This is a genomic window from Muricauda sp. MAR_2010_75 (genome assembly GCF_000745185.1).
GTDB lineage: Bacteria > Bacteroidota > Bacteroidia > Flavobacteriales > Flavobacteriaceae > Flagellimonas.
Genome location: NZ_JQNJ01000001.1, coordinates 3,404,624 through 3,424,108 on the forward strand (window position 1 = coordinate 3,404,624; position 19,485 = coordinate 3,424,108).

8 protein-coding genes are annotated in these 19,485 nt (G+C 41.8%); 6 read left to right on the top strand and 2 right to left on the bottom strand.

Going from position 1 to position 19,485, the window contains the following annotated elements:
- The first annotated feature begins 186 nt into the window (after window positions 1–186).
- Window positions 187–1,077, top strand: a complete 891-nt coding sequence (locus FG28_RS15370) for a sulfotransferase (protein WP_051947401.1) — start codon at window positions 187–189, stop codon at window positions 1,075–1,077.
- Between the two features lie 195 nt (window positions 1,078–1,272).
- Here FG28_RS15370 and FG28_RS15375 read toward each other — a convergent pair whose 3' ends face one another.
- Window positions 1,273–2,292 (bottom strand): NAD-dependent epimerase, encoded by a 1,020-nt coding sequence (locus tag FG28_RS15375; RefSeq protein ID WP_036384324.1) that lies wholly within the window; start codon window positions 2,290–2,292, stop codon window positions 1,273–1,275.
- Window positions 2,289–3,686, bottom strand: coding sequence for a nucleotide sugar dehydrogenase (locus FG28_RS15380; protein ID WP_036384325.1), 1,398 nt, complete (start codon window positions 3,684–3,686; stop codon window positions 2,289–2,291). Before FG28_RS15380 ends, FG28_RS15375 begins: the two co-directional genes overlap by 4 nt.
- Before the next feature lie 246 nt (window positions 3,687–3,932).
- Here FG28_RS15380 and FG28_RS15385 point away from each other — a divergent pair, with 246 nt between their 5' ends.
- The 5 genes from FG28_RS15385 (at window position 3,933) to FG28_RS15405 (ending at window position 19,424) form a co-directional block, all read left to right on the top strand.
- Window positions 3,933–5,063 (top strand): aminotransferase class I/II-fold pyridoxal phosphate-dependent enzyme, encoded by a 1,131-nt coding sequence (locus tag FG28_RS15385; protein WP_036384326.1) that lies wholly within the window; start codon window positions 3,933–3,935, stop codon window positions 5,061–5,063.
- Window positions 5,057–6,991 carry a nucleoside-diphosphate sugar epimerase/dehydratase gene (locus FG28_RS15390; protein ID WP_036384329.1) on the top strand — a complete coding sequence of 645 codons (1,935 nt, stop codon included), beginning with the start codon at window positions 5,057–5,059 and terminating at the stop codon, window positions 6,989–6,991. The genes FG28_RS15385 and FG28_RS15390 overlap by 7 nt, the downstream gene beginning before the upstream one ends.
- Window positions 6,992–7,014: 23 nt before the next feature.
- Entirely contained in the window at window positions 7,015–7,791 is a 777-nt protein-coding gene (locus FG28_RS15395; protein WP_036384330.1) for a polysaccharide biosynthesis/export family protein, read from the top strand.
- A gap of 28 nt (window positions 7,792–7,819) precedes the next feature.
- Window positions 7,820–10,192, top strand: a complete 2,373-nt coding sequence (locus FG28_RS15400) for a tyrosine-protein kinase (protein ID WP_036384331.1) — start codon at window positions 7,820–7,822, stop codon at window positions 10,190–10,192.
- 247 nt (window positions 10,193–10,439) lie between these two features.
- Complete coding sequence (locus FG28_RS15405) at window positions 10,440–19,424, top strand: PKD domain-containing protein (RefSeq protein WP_036386728.1); 8,985 nt, start codon at window positions 10,440–10,442, stop codon at window positions 19,422–19,424.
- Window positions 19,425–19,485 lie beyond the last annotated feature (61 nt).

Below are 19,485 nucleotides of genomic sequence, written 5' to 3' on the forward strand. Positions count from 1 at the left end.
TTTTATTTTGGAATTCTTTGATTAAAATGTTCATTGGCACTTTTAAATTGCATCAAATAGGGTAAAAAAGGCTTTTGGTCGAGAGTACCGTAATACGGGGTTGTTAGTTCCGGGAAATTGTTATTTTTAAAACCAATAACCTCCAAAGACGTAACGAGTCTTCGGGATACCAAAGCAATTTGTTTTATGGGAACCAATTATTTGGAGCAGCCTATTATTTTTTTGGGAGCGCCAAGATCAGGCACATCGGTAATTTCTGAAATTGTGATGCGTCACAAAGACTTGGCCTATCCGTCCCAATACCAACCTCGGGTCTTGGGAAATACCAACATCAATTATTTGAGAAGACTTGCGGATAACCCATTTTGGAGATTTCACGGTCAAAAAAAACAGCTCAATAGGGTATCGCTATTAAATTACTTTATATTCCGTTCTGTGGAGGCCTATCCTATGTGGAATTACTTGGTAAGGGATGGAATAAGCTTTTCACAGGATTTTTTGATCAATGAAGAAGCAACTCCAAAAGAGAAGAAACGGATTGTTTCTTTTTTTAAGAAGCTGGTTAAAAAACAGGGCAAGAAAAGATTGGCATTTAAAATAACAGGACCTTCCCGGTTAAATTACTTGTTGAGCATTTTCCCAGATGCAAAGGTTGTCCATATTACCAGAGATCCCATTGCTGTGGTGAATTCATTAATGCGGGTACCTTTTTGGAAGACTAGGGGCATGACTACGTTTTGGTGGCAAGGCGCTTATGATAAGACAGATTATAACTGGCTGGAATCCAATAAATCGGATAGCGTTCAAATAACCGCCTACCAAGTAAAGAGAGTCATTGAAGTCACTAAAAAAGAGATTGATGAACTCAGACCAGATGCCTTAAGGGTGCAATATTCCAATTTTATTAAAAACCCAGAAAGTACAATCCAAGAAATTCTTTCCTATACTGGTTTAAGTCAAGACAAGGCATGTTTTGATTATTTTAAAAAGAACAAAATCTATAACCAAAACAAGAAAAATTCAACTTTCTTTTCGGCTGGAGAAAGAGAAAAACTCGAAAATCTCTTTGATAAATAAAATCAGCCTGCCTTGATAAAAACCATACTCATTCCGAATATTACAACAAAAGGAATATGGAAGAGGTTTTAAGTTATAAAAAGGCCGTGTAATAATAAGTTCAACTAGTGTTCGCAAATTCACTCAAAAAACTTTATACTTTAAAAATAAACTTGAACAAGCTAAAGCAACTCAAAATATGGGCTATAAATTAAATCATGAATTATAATAGCCTTTATACCAATCCACAAAAGACTGAATACCTTCCGCAACAGGGGTATTTGGCCTGTAGTTATAATCCGCAATTAAATCATCCACATCGGCCCAGGTACGGGTTACATCGCCTGGTTGCATGGGCATCATATTTTTTTCGGCTTTGGTACCCAAACTTTTTTCAATGGCTTCAATAAAATCCATCAACTTTACAGAGCTATTGTTGCCAATATTATAGAGTTTGTACAATTCTTTCCGTTCGTTCACTGGCTTTTCAATGATGCGCTCAACCCCTTCCACAATATCATCTACATAGGTAAAGTCACGCTCCATTTTACCATGGTTAAAAACATTTATGGGCTTGCCTTGGATTATCGCTTTTGTAAACAGATAAATGGCCATGTCTGGTCTTCCCCAAGGGCCATAAACGGTAAAAAAGCGGAGTCCTGTTGTGGGTATCCCATACAAATGACTATAGGTGTGCGCCATCAGTTCATTACTTTTTTTGCTCGCCGCATATAGGCTTATGGGGTGGTCCACATTGTCGTGCACAGAAAACGGAATCTTTTCGTTCAATCCATACACGCTGGAACTACTTGCATATACCAAATGCTTTATCTTGTGATGTCGGCAACATTCCAAGAGATTCAAGAAACCAACAATATTGCTGTCAATATAGGAAGCGGGATTTTCCAAACTATAACGCACCCCTGCTTGGGCCGCCAAATTGCAGACCACATCAAAATCATGATCTTTGAAAAGTGCTGGAAGGGCCTCTCTGTCTTCCAAATCCATTTTTACAAAAATCATTTTTTCACCATGAATACTGCTGGAACTATGTACTTTTTCTTGCTGGACATCCTTGGTATCAATCCCCAGCTGTTGCAAACGGTCGTACTTTAGACTTACCTCGTAATAGTCATTGAGGTTGTCAAGTCCAACAACGGAATGTCCACCTTTCAGCAATGCTTCACAGAGGTGATATCCTATAAAACCAGCGGCACCGGTCACCAATATTCTCATGATTGCCCAATTTTGTAATATTTGAACCCAATAGAATCCATTTTCTCTTTTTCAAGGATTCTTCTTCCGTCAAACACAAAAGCGGGTTTTAACATCAACTCAAAAAGGGCAGGCCAATCGTAGTTTTTAAACTCATCCCATTCCGTTAATATGGCAATGGCGTGGGCGTCTTTGCATGCTTCCTTAGGGTCTTTGACCACCTTTAAAAGTTTTCTGTTTTCCTCAGGACTCCTGGTTCCCAAATAATCCAAATCCGCATAAATGGTTTCCTCTGAAACCTTGGGATCATAGACAACAATTTGGGCCTGTTCGTCCAAAAGGGCATCTGCTACATAAATGGCGGCAGACTCACGGGTGTCGTTCGTGTCTTTTTTAAATGCCCAACCATAGAAACAAATTTTCTTGCCCGATACCGTATTATATAATGTAGAAATAATATTGTCGGCAAAACGTCTTTTTTGATAGTCGTTCATAAGGATGACTTGCTCCCAATAGTCGGCCACTTCGGCGAGCCCGTAACTTTTGGCGATATACACCAAGTTTAGGATGTCTTTTTGGAAGCATGAACCTCCAAAACCAACAGAGGAATTCAGGAATTTAGATCCTATGCGGCTATCAAAACCAATTGCTCTTGACACTTCGGCCACATTGGCATCTGTTTTTTCACAAAGTGCGGAGATTGAATTTATGGAAGAAACCCGTTGGGCCAAAAATGCATTGGCCACCAATTTAGATAACTCGGAAGACCATACATTGGTCTGCAATATTCGCTCTTTGGGCAACCAATGTTCGTAGACCCAGCTAAGGGTGTCCTTGGCTTCTTGCCCGGATTTGGTCTCATCGCCACCAATCAGTACCCTATCGGCGTTCAATAGATCGTCAACGGCAGTACCTTCAGCCAAAAATTCAGGATTGGAAAGGATTTCAAACTTAACCCCTTTTCCAGTGTTGTCCAAAATACTTTTAATGGCTTGGGCCGTTCTAACGGGCAGGGTTGATTTTTCAACCACTATCTTATCCGTTTTGGACACTTTGGCGATATTTCTTGCACAAAGCTCAATATATTTAAGGTCGGCTGCTTGACCTTTTCCTTTACCGTAGGTCTTGGTGGGAGTGTTTACCGAGATGAATATCATTTCGGCTTCATCAATGGCTTTGTCCACCTCAGTTGAAAAAAACAAATTTCTCCCTCTAGTTTCGTCAACTATCTCTTTTAGACCGGGTTCATAAACAGGAAGAAGGTCAAGATTTTCGTGGTTCCAAAGGTCTACTCTTTTTTGGTTGATGTCAACCACGGTAACGTCAATTTCAGGGCAATTCTTTGCTATTACTGCCATAGTGGGGCCACCTACATAGCCGGCGCCAATACAGCAAATCTTATTGATTTTTTTCATTAGGGATTTAGGTTTCTTTTTTGCAAATGTTATAATAACTTTAAAAACTTTCCATTATTGTTTACAAAAAAGGACATATTACCCACTTATTTCGTTCACTGACACACAACCAAAGAATGTTCATACAAATTTCACTTTTAATATCCCTTTAATCGATAATTTTACGCCTTGAACGAATTATGGCTTTGGCTAGGATGCAGTTGGCTACATTTGATTCCCGAATAACCTTAACTAGATTCAATTTTGATGACAAAAACCAAAATATGGTTGTCTTCACCCCACATGGGAGGAACCGAACAGCACTATGTCAAAGAAGCTTTCGATACCAATTGGGTAGCTCCTTTGGGGCCGAACGTTGATGGTTTTGAAAACTCGATATCCGATTTCTATAATAATGAGGTAAACACTGCCGCACTTAGTTCAGGTACTGCGGCAATTCACCTGGCACTAAAACTTTTAGGTGTTTCCCATGATGATGATGTTATTTGCCAGAGCTTTACGTTTTCCGCTTCAGCAAATCCCATCACCTATTTGGGGGCGAATCCCATTTTTGTGGATAGTGAAAAGGATACATGGAACATTTCACCGGAATTATTGGAAGAAGCTATTTTGGACCGTATTGAAAAAGGGAAAAAACCAAAGGCAATTGTAGCAGTACACTTATATGGAATGCCCTACAAGACCGAAGAGGTAGCCGAAATTTCCGCCAAATACGAAATTCCGGTAGTGGAAGATAGCGCTGAAGCTCTGGGCAGTTCTGTAAACGGGAAAAAATGTGGAAGTTTTGGAGAAATTGGCATATTGTCATTCAATGGAAATAAAATCATCACTACCTCTGGTGGTGGTGCACTGCTCACAAAAGATATTGATGTAAAGAGAAAAGCAGTTTTCTTGGCCACACAGGCTAGGGATAACGCACCACATTATGAACACTCTTCTATTGGACACAACTATAGAATGAGCAATATTTTAGCGGGTATAGGACGTGGTCAAATGGAAGTTTTAACCGACAGGGTCACTGCAAGAAGAGTAAATTACCAGTACTATAAACAACGATTAGGGCACCTTGAATCGATTCAATTTTTGGAAGAGCCCAATGGCTTTTACTGTAATCGCTGGCTTACCTGTATCCTTACCCCATCTTATGAGTCAAGGGAAAAATTAAGGCTTGCCCTACAAGCTGAAGATATTGAGAGCAGACCACTCTGGAAGCCCATGCACGAACAACCCGTGTTCAAAAATTTTAAAAGTTATACCAATGGAACGTCTTCTGATCTTTTCAAAAGGGGACTTTGTTTGCCCAGCGGTTCCAACTTGCTCGAAGAAGATTTGTACAGAATAACCTCCCTAATCTTAAATAATCTAGACCAATGCTAAAAAAATACATTTTAAAGAACTCACATCGATATGCATCAAAATGGTTGGTTTTGGCCATTGACACTTTGGTCATTGCATTTTCTTTTGTGCTTTCCTATATCATCAGATTCAATCTTTCCTTTGATTTTGATGTTTCAAAGCTTTTGGTACAATTGCCTGTTGTCATGGTCATGGCTGCCGCTGCTTTTGTGGTGACAGGATCTCATAAGGGATTCGTTAGGCATACGGGAATCAAGGACATTTACAACATTTTCAATGCAATATGCCTTTCCAGTATCCTGATTATTTTTGTGATTATTCTTAATCGTCAGTTCGACTATGTTGATGGTTTCACCATACCACTTTCCATTATCATAATACACAGCCTTATCAGCTTTGTTGGACTTACTGCATCGCGATACATTTTTAAGGCCATGTACCACAACATGGTTGCTAAGTTCAAGGTTTTTAAAAATGTTTTCATCTATGGTGCAGGTGAATCAGGTATCATTACATGTAATGCGCTTAGCAACCATACGGCTACCAATTCCAAGGTGGTGGGGTTCATAGATGACGACAAGAAAAAATCTGGAAAGCGAATCAACGGTCTTCCTGTACATTCTAGATCAGATTTAACTGAATACCTAATAGATAAGTACAGTATAACTGAGATCATTGTTGCCATTCATAAGATTGATAACGTTAAACTTAGAAAACTGGTTGAAGGCTTGGTTGATTTACCTGTGCAAGTTAAGATCGTACCGCCTGTACAAGATTGGATCAATGGGGAATTTAAGGTATCCCAGATCAAGAACGTACAGATTGAAGATTTGCTCAACAGGGTGCCCATTAGCATTAGGAAGTCCAAAGTCTCTGAGGAGTTAAGGGGCAAAACCATTATGGTTACCGGAGGTGCCGGTTCCATCGGGAGTGAAATAGCGCGGCAAATTGCAAACTATGATTACAACGCCTTAATAATAATAGATCAAGCGGAGTCTGCTTTATATGATCTTCAACAAGAATTGAAACAAGCGGGGCACCACAATTTTGTTCCCATTGTAGCCGATATCCGGGACAAAAATAGGATGAACCACTTTTTTGAAGAGCACAAACCGGATATTCTTTTCCATGCGGCGGCCTATAAGCATGTGCCTTTAATGGAGTACAACGCATATGAGGCCATCAAAATAAATGTAGGCGGCACAAAAATCATTGCCGATCTCTCCATTAGCCATAATGTAGAGAAGTTTGTTTTTGTATCTACGGATAAGGCGGTGAACCCAACCAATGTAATGGGAGCTACCAAGCGTATCGCTGAAATGTACATCAGCTGTAAACAGCAAGAACAGAAAACCAAGTTCATAACCACCAGATTTGGGAATGTTTTGGGTTCAAATGGCTCAGTAATACCTCTTTTCAAAAAACAGATTGAAAAAGGAGGCCCACTTACCGTGACCCACAAAGACATTACACGTTACTTCATGACCATTCCTGAGGCATCCCAGTTGGTATTGGAAGCCGGTGCAATGGGAAAAGGTGGTGAGATCTTTATTTTTGACATGGGCGAATCGGTCAAAATATTTGACTTGGCCAAAAACATGATAAAACTTTCTGGTCTTAAATACCCCGAGGATATTGACATTAAGATCACCGGTTTGCGGCCAGGTGAAAAATTATATGAGGAACTGTTGGCCAATGGAGAAAATACCTTGCCTACTTACAACAAAAAGATCATGATCAGCAAGGTCAGGGATTTAAATTACGAATTTGTCCGATCAAAAATCGATGAACTTTTTGTATCCAACATGTTTTTCAATGGAAGCATTGTGCAATTAATGAAAGAAATAGTACCGGAGTATATTTCTAATAACTCTGATCTTTGTAGATTTGATAAGTCCAAAACTGCCGACGAAAAAGAGATTGAGGACAAAAAAATCATGCAATCTTAATCAAATACAATAAATCAACTTCAATGGGAATTATAAAAAAAGAGGGTCTTCATCTTGTATTGTTGGCTACAATCGCCTTATTGGTAACTTCTTGTGCATCAAGAAAAGACGTGGTTTATTTTCAGAATTCAAACAACTTTGAAACTTTGGTGGATAAGAATACCTTTTCACCTAAGTTTAAGGTCGATGATTTGGTTGGCATTCATATATCAACCCTGAACCCAGAGGCCAGTGTACCGTTCAACCTATTTAGAGGATCACAAGAAGATGGTATGCGTCCCGAACAGGTTGATTACTTGGTGGACCAAGATGGTGAAATCGATTTTCCCGTAATAGGAAAAATAAAGATTGCAGGTCTTTCTCCTGAGGAGGTTAGAGTGCTTTTGCGAGAGAAATTGAGCGATTATCTAAAGGATCCCATCATTAATATTAGATTGAGAAACTTTACCGTAACGGTATTGGGAGATGTAAATAACCCTGGCACTTACCGTGTTGAAGGAGAGCGAATCACACTTTTGGAGGCTATTGGACTTGCAGGGGATCTGACCATAAAGGGTAGACGTGACAACGTAATGGTCATCCGAGATTTTGATGGCACCAAAGTCTACACCAAGGTTGATTTGACCGATAAGGAAGTTCTGAACTCCCCGGTATATTATTTAACACAGAACGATGTAGTATATATAGAGCCCAACAAGTCTGCGGTAACCGCCTCGAGTCTTGATAATAGGGCTGGGTTGTACGTATCAATAATATCAACCCTAATTACATCAGCAATTATTCTTATAACTAGAAACTAGTTTATAATCCTATTTATCCCATTTGGCAATGAGTCAAAACAATAGTAGTGACTTCAATTTTAGCGATGAAATAAGAAAGTACTCCAAAAACTGGAAGTGGTTTGTTCTGTCTTTTATCATTGGAGTTATTGTTGCCCATCTTTTTGTTCGATATTCTACACCTAAATATCTGGCAAAGGGAAAAATTCAAATTATTCAAGAAAAATCGGCAAGTCCAGGGGCGAACCTTTTGCAGGATATTGACGTTTTTTCCGATATGGAGAATAATGTTGAGGATGAGGTTGAAATAATCACATCCCGATCTAATTTGATTGAAGTGGCCAAGAAATTGGGCCTCAACACCAAAGTATATTCACTGGGCAACATCCGAAATACGGAACTTTACAATAATTCACCGATAACCCTCAACATCATTGCGCCGGATTCTACCATTTATAAGGCGGATTTTGAGTTTTACTTGGAATTAAATTCTTCCACAACAAGTTTTGGCTATTCGGTTGAAGAAGATGAGGCTCCCAAGAATTATGCTTTTGGTAAGAACATTACAACTCCCTTTGGGGATATAGTTATTACACCCAACACAAATTATATCAGCAATCATTTGGGGAAAAAACTTAAAGTGCAGGTATTGCCCCTTTCCATAATTGCTACGGAATACCAAAATGAGATCATTATCTCAAAGCCTAATGATTTCTCAAATATTCTGGACATTAGCCTGCAAGATCCAGTAAAGGAGAAAGCAAGGGATATCATTAACGAGTTGGTTGCCATATATAATAAGAACGCTATTGAAGATAAACAACAGATAGCAGATAGAACTTCAAGTTTTATTGAAGGACGGATAGCCGATATATCATCGAGCTTATCCTCTGTGGACCAATCTGCGGAAGATTTCAAAACGGGGAGGGGGGTCACGGATATTGCTTCCGAAGCTAATCTTAATCTTAATGTAGGAGCAGCCAACCGCCAAGACTTGGCCAATGCCGAGACACAACTGAACATTGCCTCTTCCATGCGGGACATGGTGGACCAACAAGAAGGTTTTGAGGTGCTTCCAGCTAATTTGGGATTGTCGGATCCCACCATTGCCAACACAACACAGCAATACAACCAGTTGGTTCAAGAAAGAAACCGCCTATTGGAAAGTTCCAATGAAAAAAACCCTGTCATTGTTAACCTTGATCAGCAGCTAAGTAGCTTAAAAAGGACCATGCAAGCAAGTTTAAACAGCACAGTGAACAATTTGGGATTGCAGGTAAACACCTTGAGTGGGCAACAAGCCATCATCAATTCAAAGATTTATTCAGCTCCAAAAAATGAAAGGGCGCTGCGTGATATTACCAGAAGACAGCAAACCACCGAGTCCTTATATCTGTATCTCTTGCAAAAAAGAGAGGAAGCCCAAATAACAGTGGCCTCTACAGCACCAAAATCAAAAGTAATCGACAGCGCATATTTTGAAGAACTTCCGGTATCCCCAAGAAAGAAAATAATTTATTTGGCCTTTGGGATTTTGGGTCTTTTAATACCCTTTACCGCAATTTATGGTAAAGACCTGTTGGACAACAAAGTGCACAACATGCACAATCTGGAAAAAAAGGTACATAGCAGTGTCCCCATTTTGGGAGAATTACCACGGCTTTCCAAAAAAGAGCAAAAAGTTGTCACTAAAGATGATCGCTCGGTTTTGGCCGAGGCATTGCGTATCATCAGGGCCAATCTGGACTATTTAATGAAATCCAGGTCCAACAAAAAATCCAATAATATTATTTACATAACGTCCAGTGTGCCCGGTGAGGGTAAAACCTTTTTGTCGGTTAATCTCTCCATGATTTTGGCCAATACCCATAAAAAAGTCTTGTTGATTGGGGCCGATGTGCGTAATCCCAAATTCAAAAGCTTTTTTACAGGAAAGAATGTTGATAAACTTTCTGTGGGGCAAAACAAATCGGATTATGGGTTGACCGAATATCTCCATGATCGAAATATATCTTCTTACAAGGAGATTGTCAATACCATGCTGGTTCATGACAACAATTTTGATGTGATTTACTCGGGTAGAATACCCCCTAATCCTTCAGAACTTCTTATGAGTGGCAGGTTAAAAGAGCTTTTTGATGAAGTTTCGGAACGTTATGATTATGTCATCGTGGATACGGCACCTATGATGTTGGTCTCGGATACCCTATTGATCAGCGAACATGCGGATCAATTAATTTACGTTACGAGGGCTGATGTTACTGAGACCAAAGCACTTGATTTTCCACTAAAATTACAGAAAGAAGGCAAAATAAAAGGTCTTTCTTTTGTGGTCAATGATGTAAAACTGAACAACTTAGGGTATGGCGGCAAGTATGGCTACGGTTACGGAAAAGTTGCCAAAAAATGGTGGAAATTCTAAAATCCGCATGGTTTAAATAGCTACCCATTACAATATGACTTTCATCGGAAAAAAACGCAGGTAAATCCTGCGTTTTTTTTTCTGCTAAATCACCTAACAAGTGGCGTTGTATTTTATCGATAAAGAAATAGGATTGAACGAATATAACTCGCTCAATCCATAAGCTTCATACGCATTCAAGTATCTTTAAACCCTGTAAAACCAATTTTTAGCTAATAAAAAAATGGTTGAAAACACTTTTACCGTTATGAAAAAAAATTACCCCAAATTCGTATTGTTGTTTTTACTCTTAGCAACAATATTTTCATTTAAAGTTCAGGCTCAATTAAGTTTTCCACAAAGTGCATTAGACCTAAATGGCCAAGGAACGTTTACCTCAGGGATTACATCGTTGACCTATGGCCCAGATGGAAGACTTTATGCCACCGAATATACAGGTCTTGTCCATGTAATGACCGTGCAACGTGACGGTCCCAATGACTATAAGGTAACGTCCATGGAAACCCTTACCGGTGTCCAAGGAATCCAAAACCATAATGATGATGGTAGCAACAACTCCAGTACCCTAAGGGAAACCACAGGCTTGGCTGTTGCTGGAACTGCAACAAATCCGGTTATTTATGTAGCTTCCAGTGATATTAGAGTAGGTGGAGCCACTACAGGCCAGGGAGATACAGGTTTGGACACCAATTCAGGAACCATTACCCGTTTCTTTTGGAATGGAACTTCTTGGGATGTGGCCGATTTGGTTAGGGGATTACCACGCTCCGAGGAAAATCATGCCACCAACGGTTTGGAGTTTGTAACCATTGGGGGTACAAATTACCTGATTGTGGCTCAAGGGGGGAATGCCAATGGGGGATCGCCTTCCGTCAATTTTGCCTTATTGGGCGAATATGCCCTTTCTGCAGCTATATTGGCAATTGATCTGGATGCTATAGAAGCCATGGCCGACAAGTTTGATAACGGTAGAAAATACAAATACAACTTACCAACATTGGATGATCCAACACGGGCCAATGCAAATGGGGTTACAGATCCAGATGCACCAGGCTATAACGGTATTGATGTAAATGATCCCTTTGGTGGCAATGACGGATTGAACCAAGCGAAGGTTGTAGCGGGCGGCCCTGTGAAAATTGTATCTCCCGGTTACAGAAATGCCTATGATTTGGTCGTTACGGAAAGTGGGGCATTGTATGTTACGGACAACGGTGCCAATGAAGGTTGGGGAGGACTCCCAGAAAATCAAGGAACAGCCAATGTAACCAATGCCTATCGTCCCGGTGAGCCTGGAGGGGATATAAATACCAACACAGAGAATGGTGAAGGTATGGACAACGAGGATCATTTGGAATTGATTACCACGGACATTCAAAATTATACCTTCAATACATTTTATGGAGGGCACCCCAACCCAACCCGGGCAAACCCAACGGGTGCAGGTTTGTTGACATCTCCGGACTCCAATCCAAATAATGCTACGTACAGGACATTGATTTATGATCCTTCAAATCCGCAAGCGGGTTATACGGATGATCCTTCCATTGCACTTCCTGCAGATTGGCCACCAGTTGAGGTAGCGAACCCGGTGGAAAGTGACTGGCGCGGTCCGTCGGTACCTAATCCTGATGGCCCGGATGATGCCCCTATTGCAATTTTTCCAAGAAACTCTAACGGTATTGATGAATATACTGCTAGTAACGGTGGAGACTTCTATAAAGGAAATCTTATAGTTGGGAAGAACAATGGTATTTTACATAGGGTGGTATTGAACCCTGATGGTAGTTTAAATACATTGGAAACATCTTGGGCTTCCGGTTTAAGTGCTGGGGGAGCTGGTAATGCTTTGGGAATAACTTGTAATGGCGATTTAGACCCTTTTCCAGGGACCATTTGGGTAGGTCTTTTCAATACATCTTCAGGAGGTATTGTTATTTTGGAGCCACAAGATTTTGTAGAGTGTTTAGACCCAAGTGACCCAGAATATGATGCCAATGGCGATTACGATTTTGATGGGTTCACCAATCAAGACGAAGAAGATAATGGTACCGACCCCTGTAACGGAGGTTCTCAGCCCAGTGATTTTGATGACGATTCCATTTCCGATCTTAACGATAATGACGATGATGCAGATGGTATCTTGGATGCCAATGATCCGTTCCAATTGGGAAATCCCAATGTAGGCGGAAGCGATGCGTTTGAACTACCCGTAACCAATGATTTGTATTCAGATACGGGCCTTGGTGGTTATTTAGGTTTGGGAATGACAGGAATGATGAATAATGGTGATACTGGCAGTAATTGGTTGGCTTGGTTGGATAAACCCGGTCCAAATCCTGATGACTTACTCGGTGGAGCCATTGGTGCCTTGACCATGCAAATGGGCGATGGAACAGCATTTGAATCCAATAACGACCAAGAAAAAGCATTCCAATACGGTGTTCAAGTGGACCAATCCATGGGAGGCTTCACGGTACAAGGTGAAATTAGAGGTTTTGATTTGACACAAAACCAACTATACACCAATGCAAACACACCAAATGGAGAAATTGGTATTTATATCGGTGACGGTACGCAGAGCAACTATATTAAGTTTGTGGCCACACCTTCAGGCCTCGTGGCACAGCAAGAAATAGGGGATAATGCACAAACACCTATAACGTTTAATATCGCTGCTCCTAGCAGACCTAGTTCCAGTATTGACTTTTACTTTGTGGTAGATGCAGTTTCAGGGGATGTTTCATTACAATACGAACTGGATGGTGGTTCCCGAAATATTATGGGCACCATTACGGCTGAAGGCACCATTTTGGATGCTATTCAGCTAGCAAACACTGATTTGGCGGTGGGGGTTATTGGTACATCCAATGCTTCAGGTTTTGAATTGGAAGGTACTTGGGAGTTTTTATATGTTAAAGCAGAAACACCAACGGTGGTTCAAGGCATACCGGATATTGAAAAACTCATAGACTCAGCCGATGAGAATATCAACTTGGATGTTTATTTTGATGACGACAATGGTGCAGCCAACCTTACCTATAATATTCAAGGCAATACCAACAATCAAATAGGTGCCAGTATTACGGACAATATATTGACGCTTTCATTTCCTTCCACAGCCGAGGTATCCAATATTACCATAAGGGCAACGGATGAGGACCTTAATTTTGTGGATGATACCTTTACCGTAACGGTTACCGAGACACCGCCTATTTTATATCGGGTTAATGCAGGAGGACCTTTGTTGTCCAGTATTGATGGTGATATAGATTGGGGTGAAGATACAAAAGCCAATAATTCAATATACTTGGCAGCGGCAGGCACGAACAGTTCGTCTAACGGAACAATTACAAGCACGGATGGTTCCGTAAACACAACCACAACACCTGATGAGATTTTTGATTCAGAACGTTATGACAACATACCTGGCAGCCCTAACATGCTATATTCTTTCCCTGTTGCTCCACAACCAGGTAACTATGAAGTCCGCTTATACATGGGTGATGGATTTGCAGGAACTTCACTACCAGGGCAACGGATTTTTGATGTATCCATAGAAGGCGTTGTTATGCCTTTGCTCAATAATGTGGACTTGTCGGAAACTTATGGACCTAATACGGGTACCATGATCAGCCATATTGTAAAAGTTAGCGATGGGGTCCTAAATATTGAATTCCTGCACGGGCTGGAAGAAAACCCTCTGATCAATGGTATTGAAATATTGGATGCTTCCGATTCTGATACACCCATTTATGTAAACCCCATTGCAGACCAATTGGGCTTTGCTGGTGACGATGTGGATGGAAGTTTGGCGGTCTATGCAGCAGGCGGCGACGGTAATCTTAGTTTTTCAGCAACTGGGTTACCACCAGGTGTGGATATAGAGCCCACCAATGGCCATATTTTTGGAACTATTGAAGAGGGAGCCTTTTCGGGTAGCCCTTATAACGTTACCATTTCGGTTGATGATAGTGATGGACTGACCAGTGATCAGGCACAAATTAATTTTGTATGGGAGATTGTTGAACCTTATATGTACCGTATTAATGCCGGTGGAGTTCAAGTTGTAGCTTCCGATCTAGGTGCCAATTGGGAAGATGATTTGGGCAATGGAGCACAGACAGGAAATAATTATATGGTTAACACTGGCCGTACGGAAGACTATGAGGTCATGTCGTTCAACACTAAAGATTCCTCCATACCGGCATACATAGACAGTAGTACATATTTGAGCATTTTCAATGAAGAACGTTATGATTTGGCCACAGGGCCCGAGATGGAATATGTCTTGACTGTTGAAAACGCCGACTATGTAGTCAATCTCTATATGGGAAATAGTTTTGACGGTACTAGTAACATTGGAGATCGCGTTTTTGACATTTTCATAGAAGGTGCATTGGTTGAAAACGATTTGGATTTGGTTGAAAGATTTGGCAACCAGGTAGGAGGAATGATTTCTTATCCGGCGACGGTTAATGATGGCGCATTGAACATCTCTTTTGGCCATGTGACTGAGAATCCATTGATCAATGCCATTGAGGTATATGCAGTAGATACCGGTAATCCAACATTGACCTTGGCCAGTATTCCCGATCAAGACAATGGCATTCTGGATGCGGTGGATTTCAATGCTTCGGCAAGTGGAGGAGATCCCGGAGAGAATATTACCTATTATATTTCTGGCCAACCTCAAGGGATAAACATTAACCCTTCAACGGGTCAAATATCCGGTACTATCAATGCGGCTGCGGCTACAGGCGGTCCAAATGCCAATGGCACACATTCCGTGGTGGTCACCGCAGTGAAGCCATTATCGGCTCCATCCAGCCAAGCATTTATCTGGACTGTGGATACGCAATTGTTATGGACGGACAAGGACGAGAATGAAAACTATACCGCAAGACACGAAAACTCTTTTGTACAAGCGGGTGATAAGTTTTATTTGATGGGTGGTCGCGAAGAAGCGCAAACCATCGATATTTACGATTATACCACAGACTCATGGACTTCATTGGTCGATTCAGCGCCCAAGGAATTTAACCACTATCAGGCTACCGAATATCAAGGTCTCATTTGGGTTATTGGTGCATTCCAAGACAATGCCTATCCCAATGAAGTGCCAACGGAATACATCTGGATGTTCAACCCAGCTACCCAAGAATGGATTCAAGGTCCTGAAATACCTGCGGGAAGACAAAGAGGATCCACAGGTTTGGTGGTTTATGATGATAAGTTTTACATAGTAGGTGGAAATAATGATGGGCATGATGGAGGCTATGTGGCTTGGTTTGATGAATACGATCCTGCTACAGGCACCTGGACACCTTTGGCCGATGCGCCAAGAGCAAGGGACCACTTTGCAGCTGTAGTGATCGGAGACAAATTATACGCTGCGGGAGGTAGACTTTCTGGAGGTACTGGGGGTGTATTTAAACCCGTTATCCCTGAAGTGGATGTGTATGATTTCACCTCTGGAACATGGAGCACCCTGCCGAGCGGACAGAATATCCCAACTCCTCGAGGAGGCGCTGCTGCGGTAAACTTTAACAACCGACTGGTGGTGATTGGTGGTGAGGTACAAGATGAATTGGTCTATGGCGTCAATACCGACGATGCCTTGGCCATTACAGAAGAATACGACCCGGTGACCCAATCGTGGGATCGATTGCCCGACATGAATTTTGAACGTCATGGTACACAGGCCATTGTCTCTGGACCTGGGGTTCATATTTTGGGTGGTTCTCCCAACAGAGCAGGTGGAAACCAAAAGAACATGGAGTTTCTAGGGGAAGATAGCCCTGTGGGATCCCCAAGCGTAGTTAGTGCACTGTCTTCGGCAAATACAGTGGTTATTGGTGATGGTGAAACCCAGGACATTGATTTAAATGTCATCGATGGTAACGTGGGAGTTTTTGTGACCTCCATGGAAATCACTGGGGCCAATGCTGCTGATTTTGCTATTGAGTCGGGTGAATTGATTAACGCTTTGATCAATCCAAACAGTACACATACATTGAGTGTTTCATTGTCAGGTACCGGCCCAGATAGGATTGCTACCTTGACCATCAACTATGATGATTCAAGTACCTACAGTATTACGCTTACCAATAATCCCGATGCTACTTTTGGAGTTACAAACCCGGGAGATCAGTATAACTATGAGGGAGACGTGGTATCGTTACAAATCCAGGCAACAAGTCCAAACAACACCTCATTCAGTGCTACAGGATTACCACCGGATTTGACCATTAATGAAACCACGGGTATCATAACAGGTACCATTGATGATGGTTTTATTGGCGGTAGTGGCGATAACTTTATTGAAGAAAACGGATTGGTGGTCATTGAAGCCGAATCAGGGGATACCACAGGATGGGATATTACCAATATAGATGGAGCGACAGGTATTATTGCTAATGACAATAACTTTAATAATATAAACGGTAGTACAATACCCTATGAAATAACAATCAGTAATCCGGGTGTATATCGTTTCAATTGGAGAAGTTTCTTCTCTGGTGTTGATCCTACCGAGGAAAATGATAACTGGCTGCGTTTCCCCAATAATGATGATGTGTGGTTTTTCGGAATTGATGGTTCTGTGGGCAACCCAGGAACCGAAGCAGATATCATTGCGAACCTTCAAGGGGCACAATCAGAAATTGTTTTCCCAATAGGAAGTTCAAGGATAACAGCATCCACAACACCTAATGGAGTTGGAGCTGATGGGTATTTTAAAGTGTATAGAAGTAACGGTAGTCCTGAAACCTATGATTGGCAGGCTAGAACCAGCGATAATGACAACCATGAAATCTTTGTTTGGTTTGTAAACCCTGGTACCTATACCATGGAAGTTTCAGAACGTTCCTTAGGTCATGCCATTGATCGAATGGTATTGTATAAAGTGGACGATTACGGTTACAATAACAACACCAATGCGGTACTCAATGCACCAGAATCCCAACAGGGTGGAGGTGTCAGTGGTCCTGGAGCGGCTGATAATAGTCCATACAGTGTTTCGGTAACGGTTACCGATGATGGTGATCCTGCAGGAAATGAAACCATCGACTTCGTATGGTACATTGGGGAACCTGGTGATTTGATTGCGGTTCCACAAGCTGACGTAACCAGTGGTTTTGTACCCTTGACCGTCAACTTTACAGGAAGTAATTCGTTGGATGATGTAGGAGTTGATACGTATACATGGGATTTTAAGGATGGATCTCCAATATCGAATGAGGCCGATCCTACGCATACCTTTACCACAATAGGAACGTATGTGGTTGATTTAACTGTTACGGATGATGATCTTAACACCGATACAAAGAGCATAACCATTGAGGTTAATGGAACAGGAGTTGCCCCAACGGCAGTGGCTTCGGCCATACCAACGGAGGGCGATGCTCCTCTAGAGGTTGTTTTTGATGGTACAGGTTCAACAGATGACTTGGCTATTGACACGTATTCTTGGGATTTTATAGATGGAGGTACATCAACCGAAGCAAGTCCAACCTATACCTTTAATACGCCCGGGGTTTATAATGTAGAACTTACGGTTACAGATGTAGAGGGACTAACGGATACCGATGTAATAACTATAACGGTAAACCAACCTAATCAACCACCTGTGGCATTGGCAACTGCTGCTCCAGAATCTGGAATAGCACCGTTGGAAGTTGCTTTCATAGGAAGCGGAAGTACCGATGATGTAGGTATTGTTACCTATGCTTGGGATTTCATGGATGGAGGAACATCCGCAGAAGCAAATCCAACATACACATTTACCACACCGGGAACCTATGATGTTGAACTTACTGTTACCGATGGCGGCGGATTGACGGATACGGATATCGTGACCATTACGGTTTCACCTAACGTAGCTCCAGTGGCCATGGCAACAGCTACCCCAGATACAGGAGCAGCAGCTTTGGAAGTAGCTTTCACAGGAAGTGGTTCCACAGATGATGTGGGCGTAGTGAGCTATGCATGGGATTTTGATGATGCTGGTGCCAGTTCTACGGAAGCTGATCCAACCTATACGTTTAACACGGCGGGAACCTATGAAGTTACTTTAACCGTTACTGATGCAGGTGGATTGACCGATACAGATACCGTCACCGTTCAGGTTACTGAACCGGGAGGCAACGAAGCACCCGTGGCTGTGGCCTCGGCTAACCCAACAACGGGTCAAGCTCCACTTCCAGTGATATTTAATGGTGCTGGCTCAACGGACGATGTAGGTATTGTTACCTATTTCTGGGATTTTAAAGATGGTACAACATCGGATGAAATTAACCCAGTAACAACATTTGAAACAGCAGGTATCTATAATGTAGAGCTTACTGTGACTGACGCGGAAGGACTCACGGATACCGTTATGGTAAGTATAGAAGTTACAGAACCTAATGGTAATGAAGCTCCAGTAGCGAATGCTTCCGCAACACCTATGAGCGGGGATGCCCCGCTGGAAGTTTCCTTCACTGGAAGCAATTCTACAGATGATGTTGCGGTGGTAGAGTATGCTTGGGACTTTATGGATGGTGGTACATCCACGGAAGCTGACCCGACATACACATTCAATACACCGGGAACGTACGATGTTGAACTTACGGTGACTGATGGAGACGGACTGACCGATACCGAGGTGGTAATAATTTCGGTAACCGATCCACAGATGACCAATGAGGCTCCTGTTGCTGTGATTTCTGCCAACCCCGAATTCGGTGATGCACCCTTGGAAGTTGTATTTACAGGTTCTGGCTCCACAGATGATGTTGAGGTTGTAAGTTATGCGTGGGATTTTGGTGATGGTAGTAGCTCTACGGAAGCTGACCCAACCCATATTTTTGAAAACGCTGAATCTTATGAAGTCACATTGACGGTTACAGATGCCGAAGGGTTGACAGATACTACGTCCGTAACAATAGAAGTGATGGATAATGCTCCTTCGGGAGTAGAAATGTCTGTTATTGTAGCCCCGAACCCGGCAAGGGATTATGCCAATCTTCAAGTAATGAATTTGTCAAATGGAGCGGTCATTACCAAAATTAATCTACATGACTCCATTGGTAGGCTCATGGAGTCACATGAACCAGCGGAAGTAAGCGTTGATGGAACTAGTGGAGATTATGCAATTCCAATATTTACGCTTAGGGATGGGCTGTATTACATCACGGTAGAATTGAGTGAAGGTGATACAATAGGGGTTGCACTATTGGTGCGGAATTAAAGTTCAAAGTGTTTTTTAAATAAAAAAGCGGGTGATTTTATCACCCGCTTTTCGTTTTTTA

Coding starts and splice junctions, on each gene's coding strand:
- FG28_RS15370 (WP_051947401.1), top strand. CDS start 187: ATGGGAACCAATTATTTGGAGCAGCCTATTATTTTTTTGGGAGCGCCA.
- FG28_RS15375 (WP_036384324.1), bottom strand. CDS start 2,292: ATGAGAATATTGGTGACCGGTGCCGCTGGTTTTATAGGATATCACCTC.
- FG28_RS15380 (WP_036384325.1), bottom strand. CDS start 3,686: ATGAAAAAAATCAATAAGATTTGCTGTATTGGCGCCGGCTATGTAGGT.
- FG28_RS15385 (WP_036384326.1), top strand. CDS start 3,933: ATGACAAAAACCAAAATATGGTTGTCTTCACCCCACATGGGAGGAACC.
- FG28_RS15390 (WP_036384329.1), top strand. CDS start 5,057: ATGCTAAAAAAATACATTTTAAAGAACTCACATCGATATGCATCAAAA.
- FG28_RS15395 (WP_036384330.1), top strand. CDS start 7,015: ATGGGAATTATAAAAAAAGAGGGTCTTCATCTTGTATTGTTGGCTACA.
- FG28_RS15400 (WP_036384331.1), top strand. CDS start 7,820: ATGAGTCAAAACAATAGTAGTGACTTCAATTTTAGCGATGAAATAAGA.
- FG28_RS15405 (WP_036386728.1), top strand. CDS start 10,440: ATGAAAAAAAATTACCCCAAATTCGTATTGTTGTTTTTACTCTTAGCA.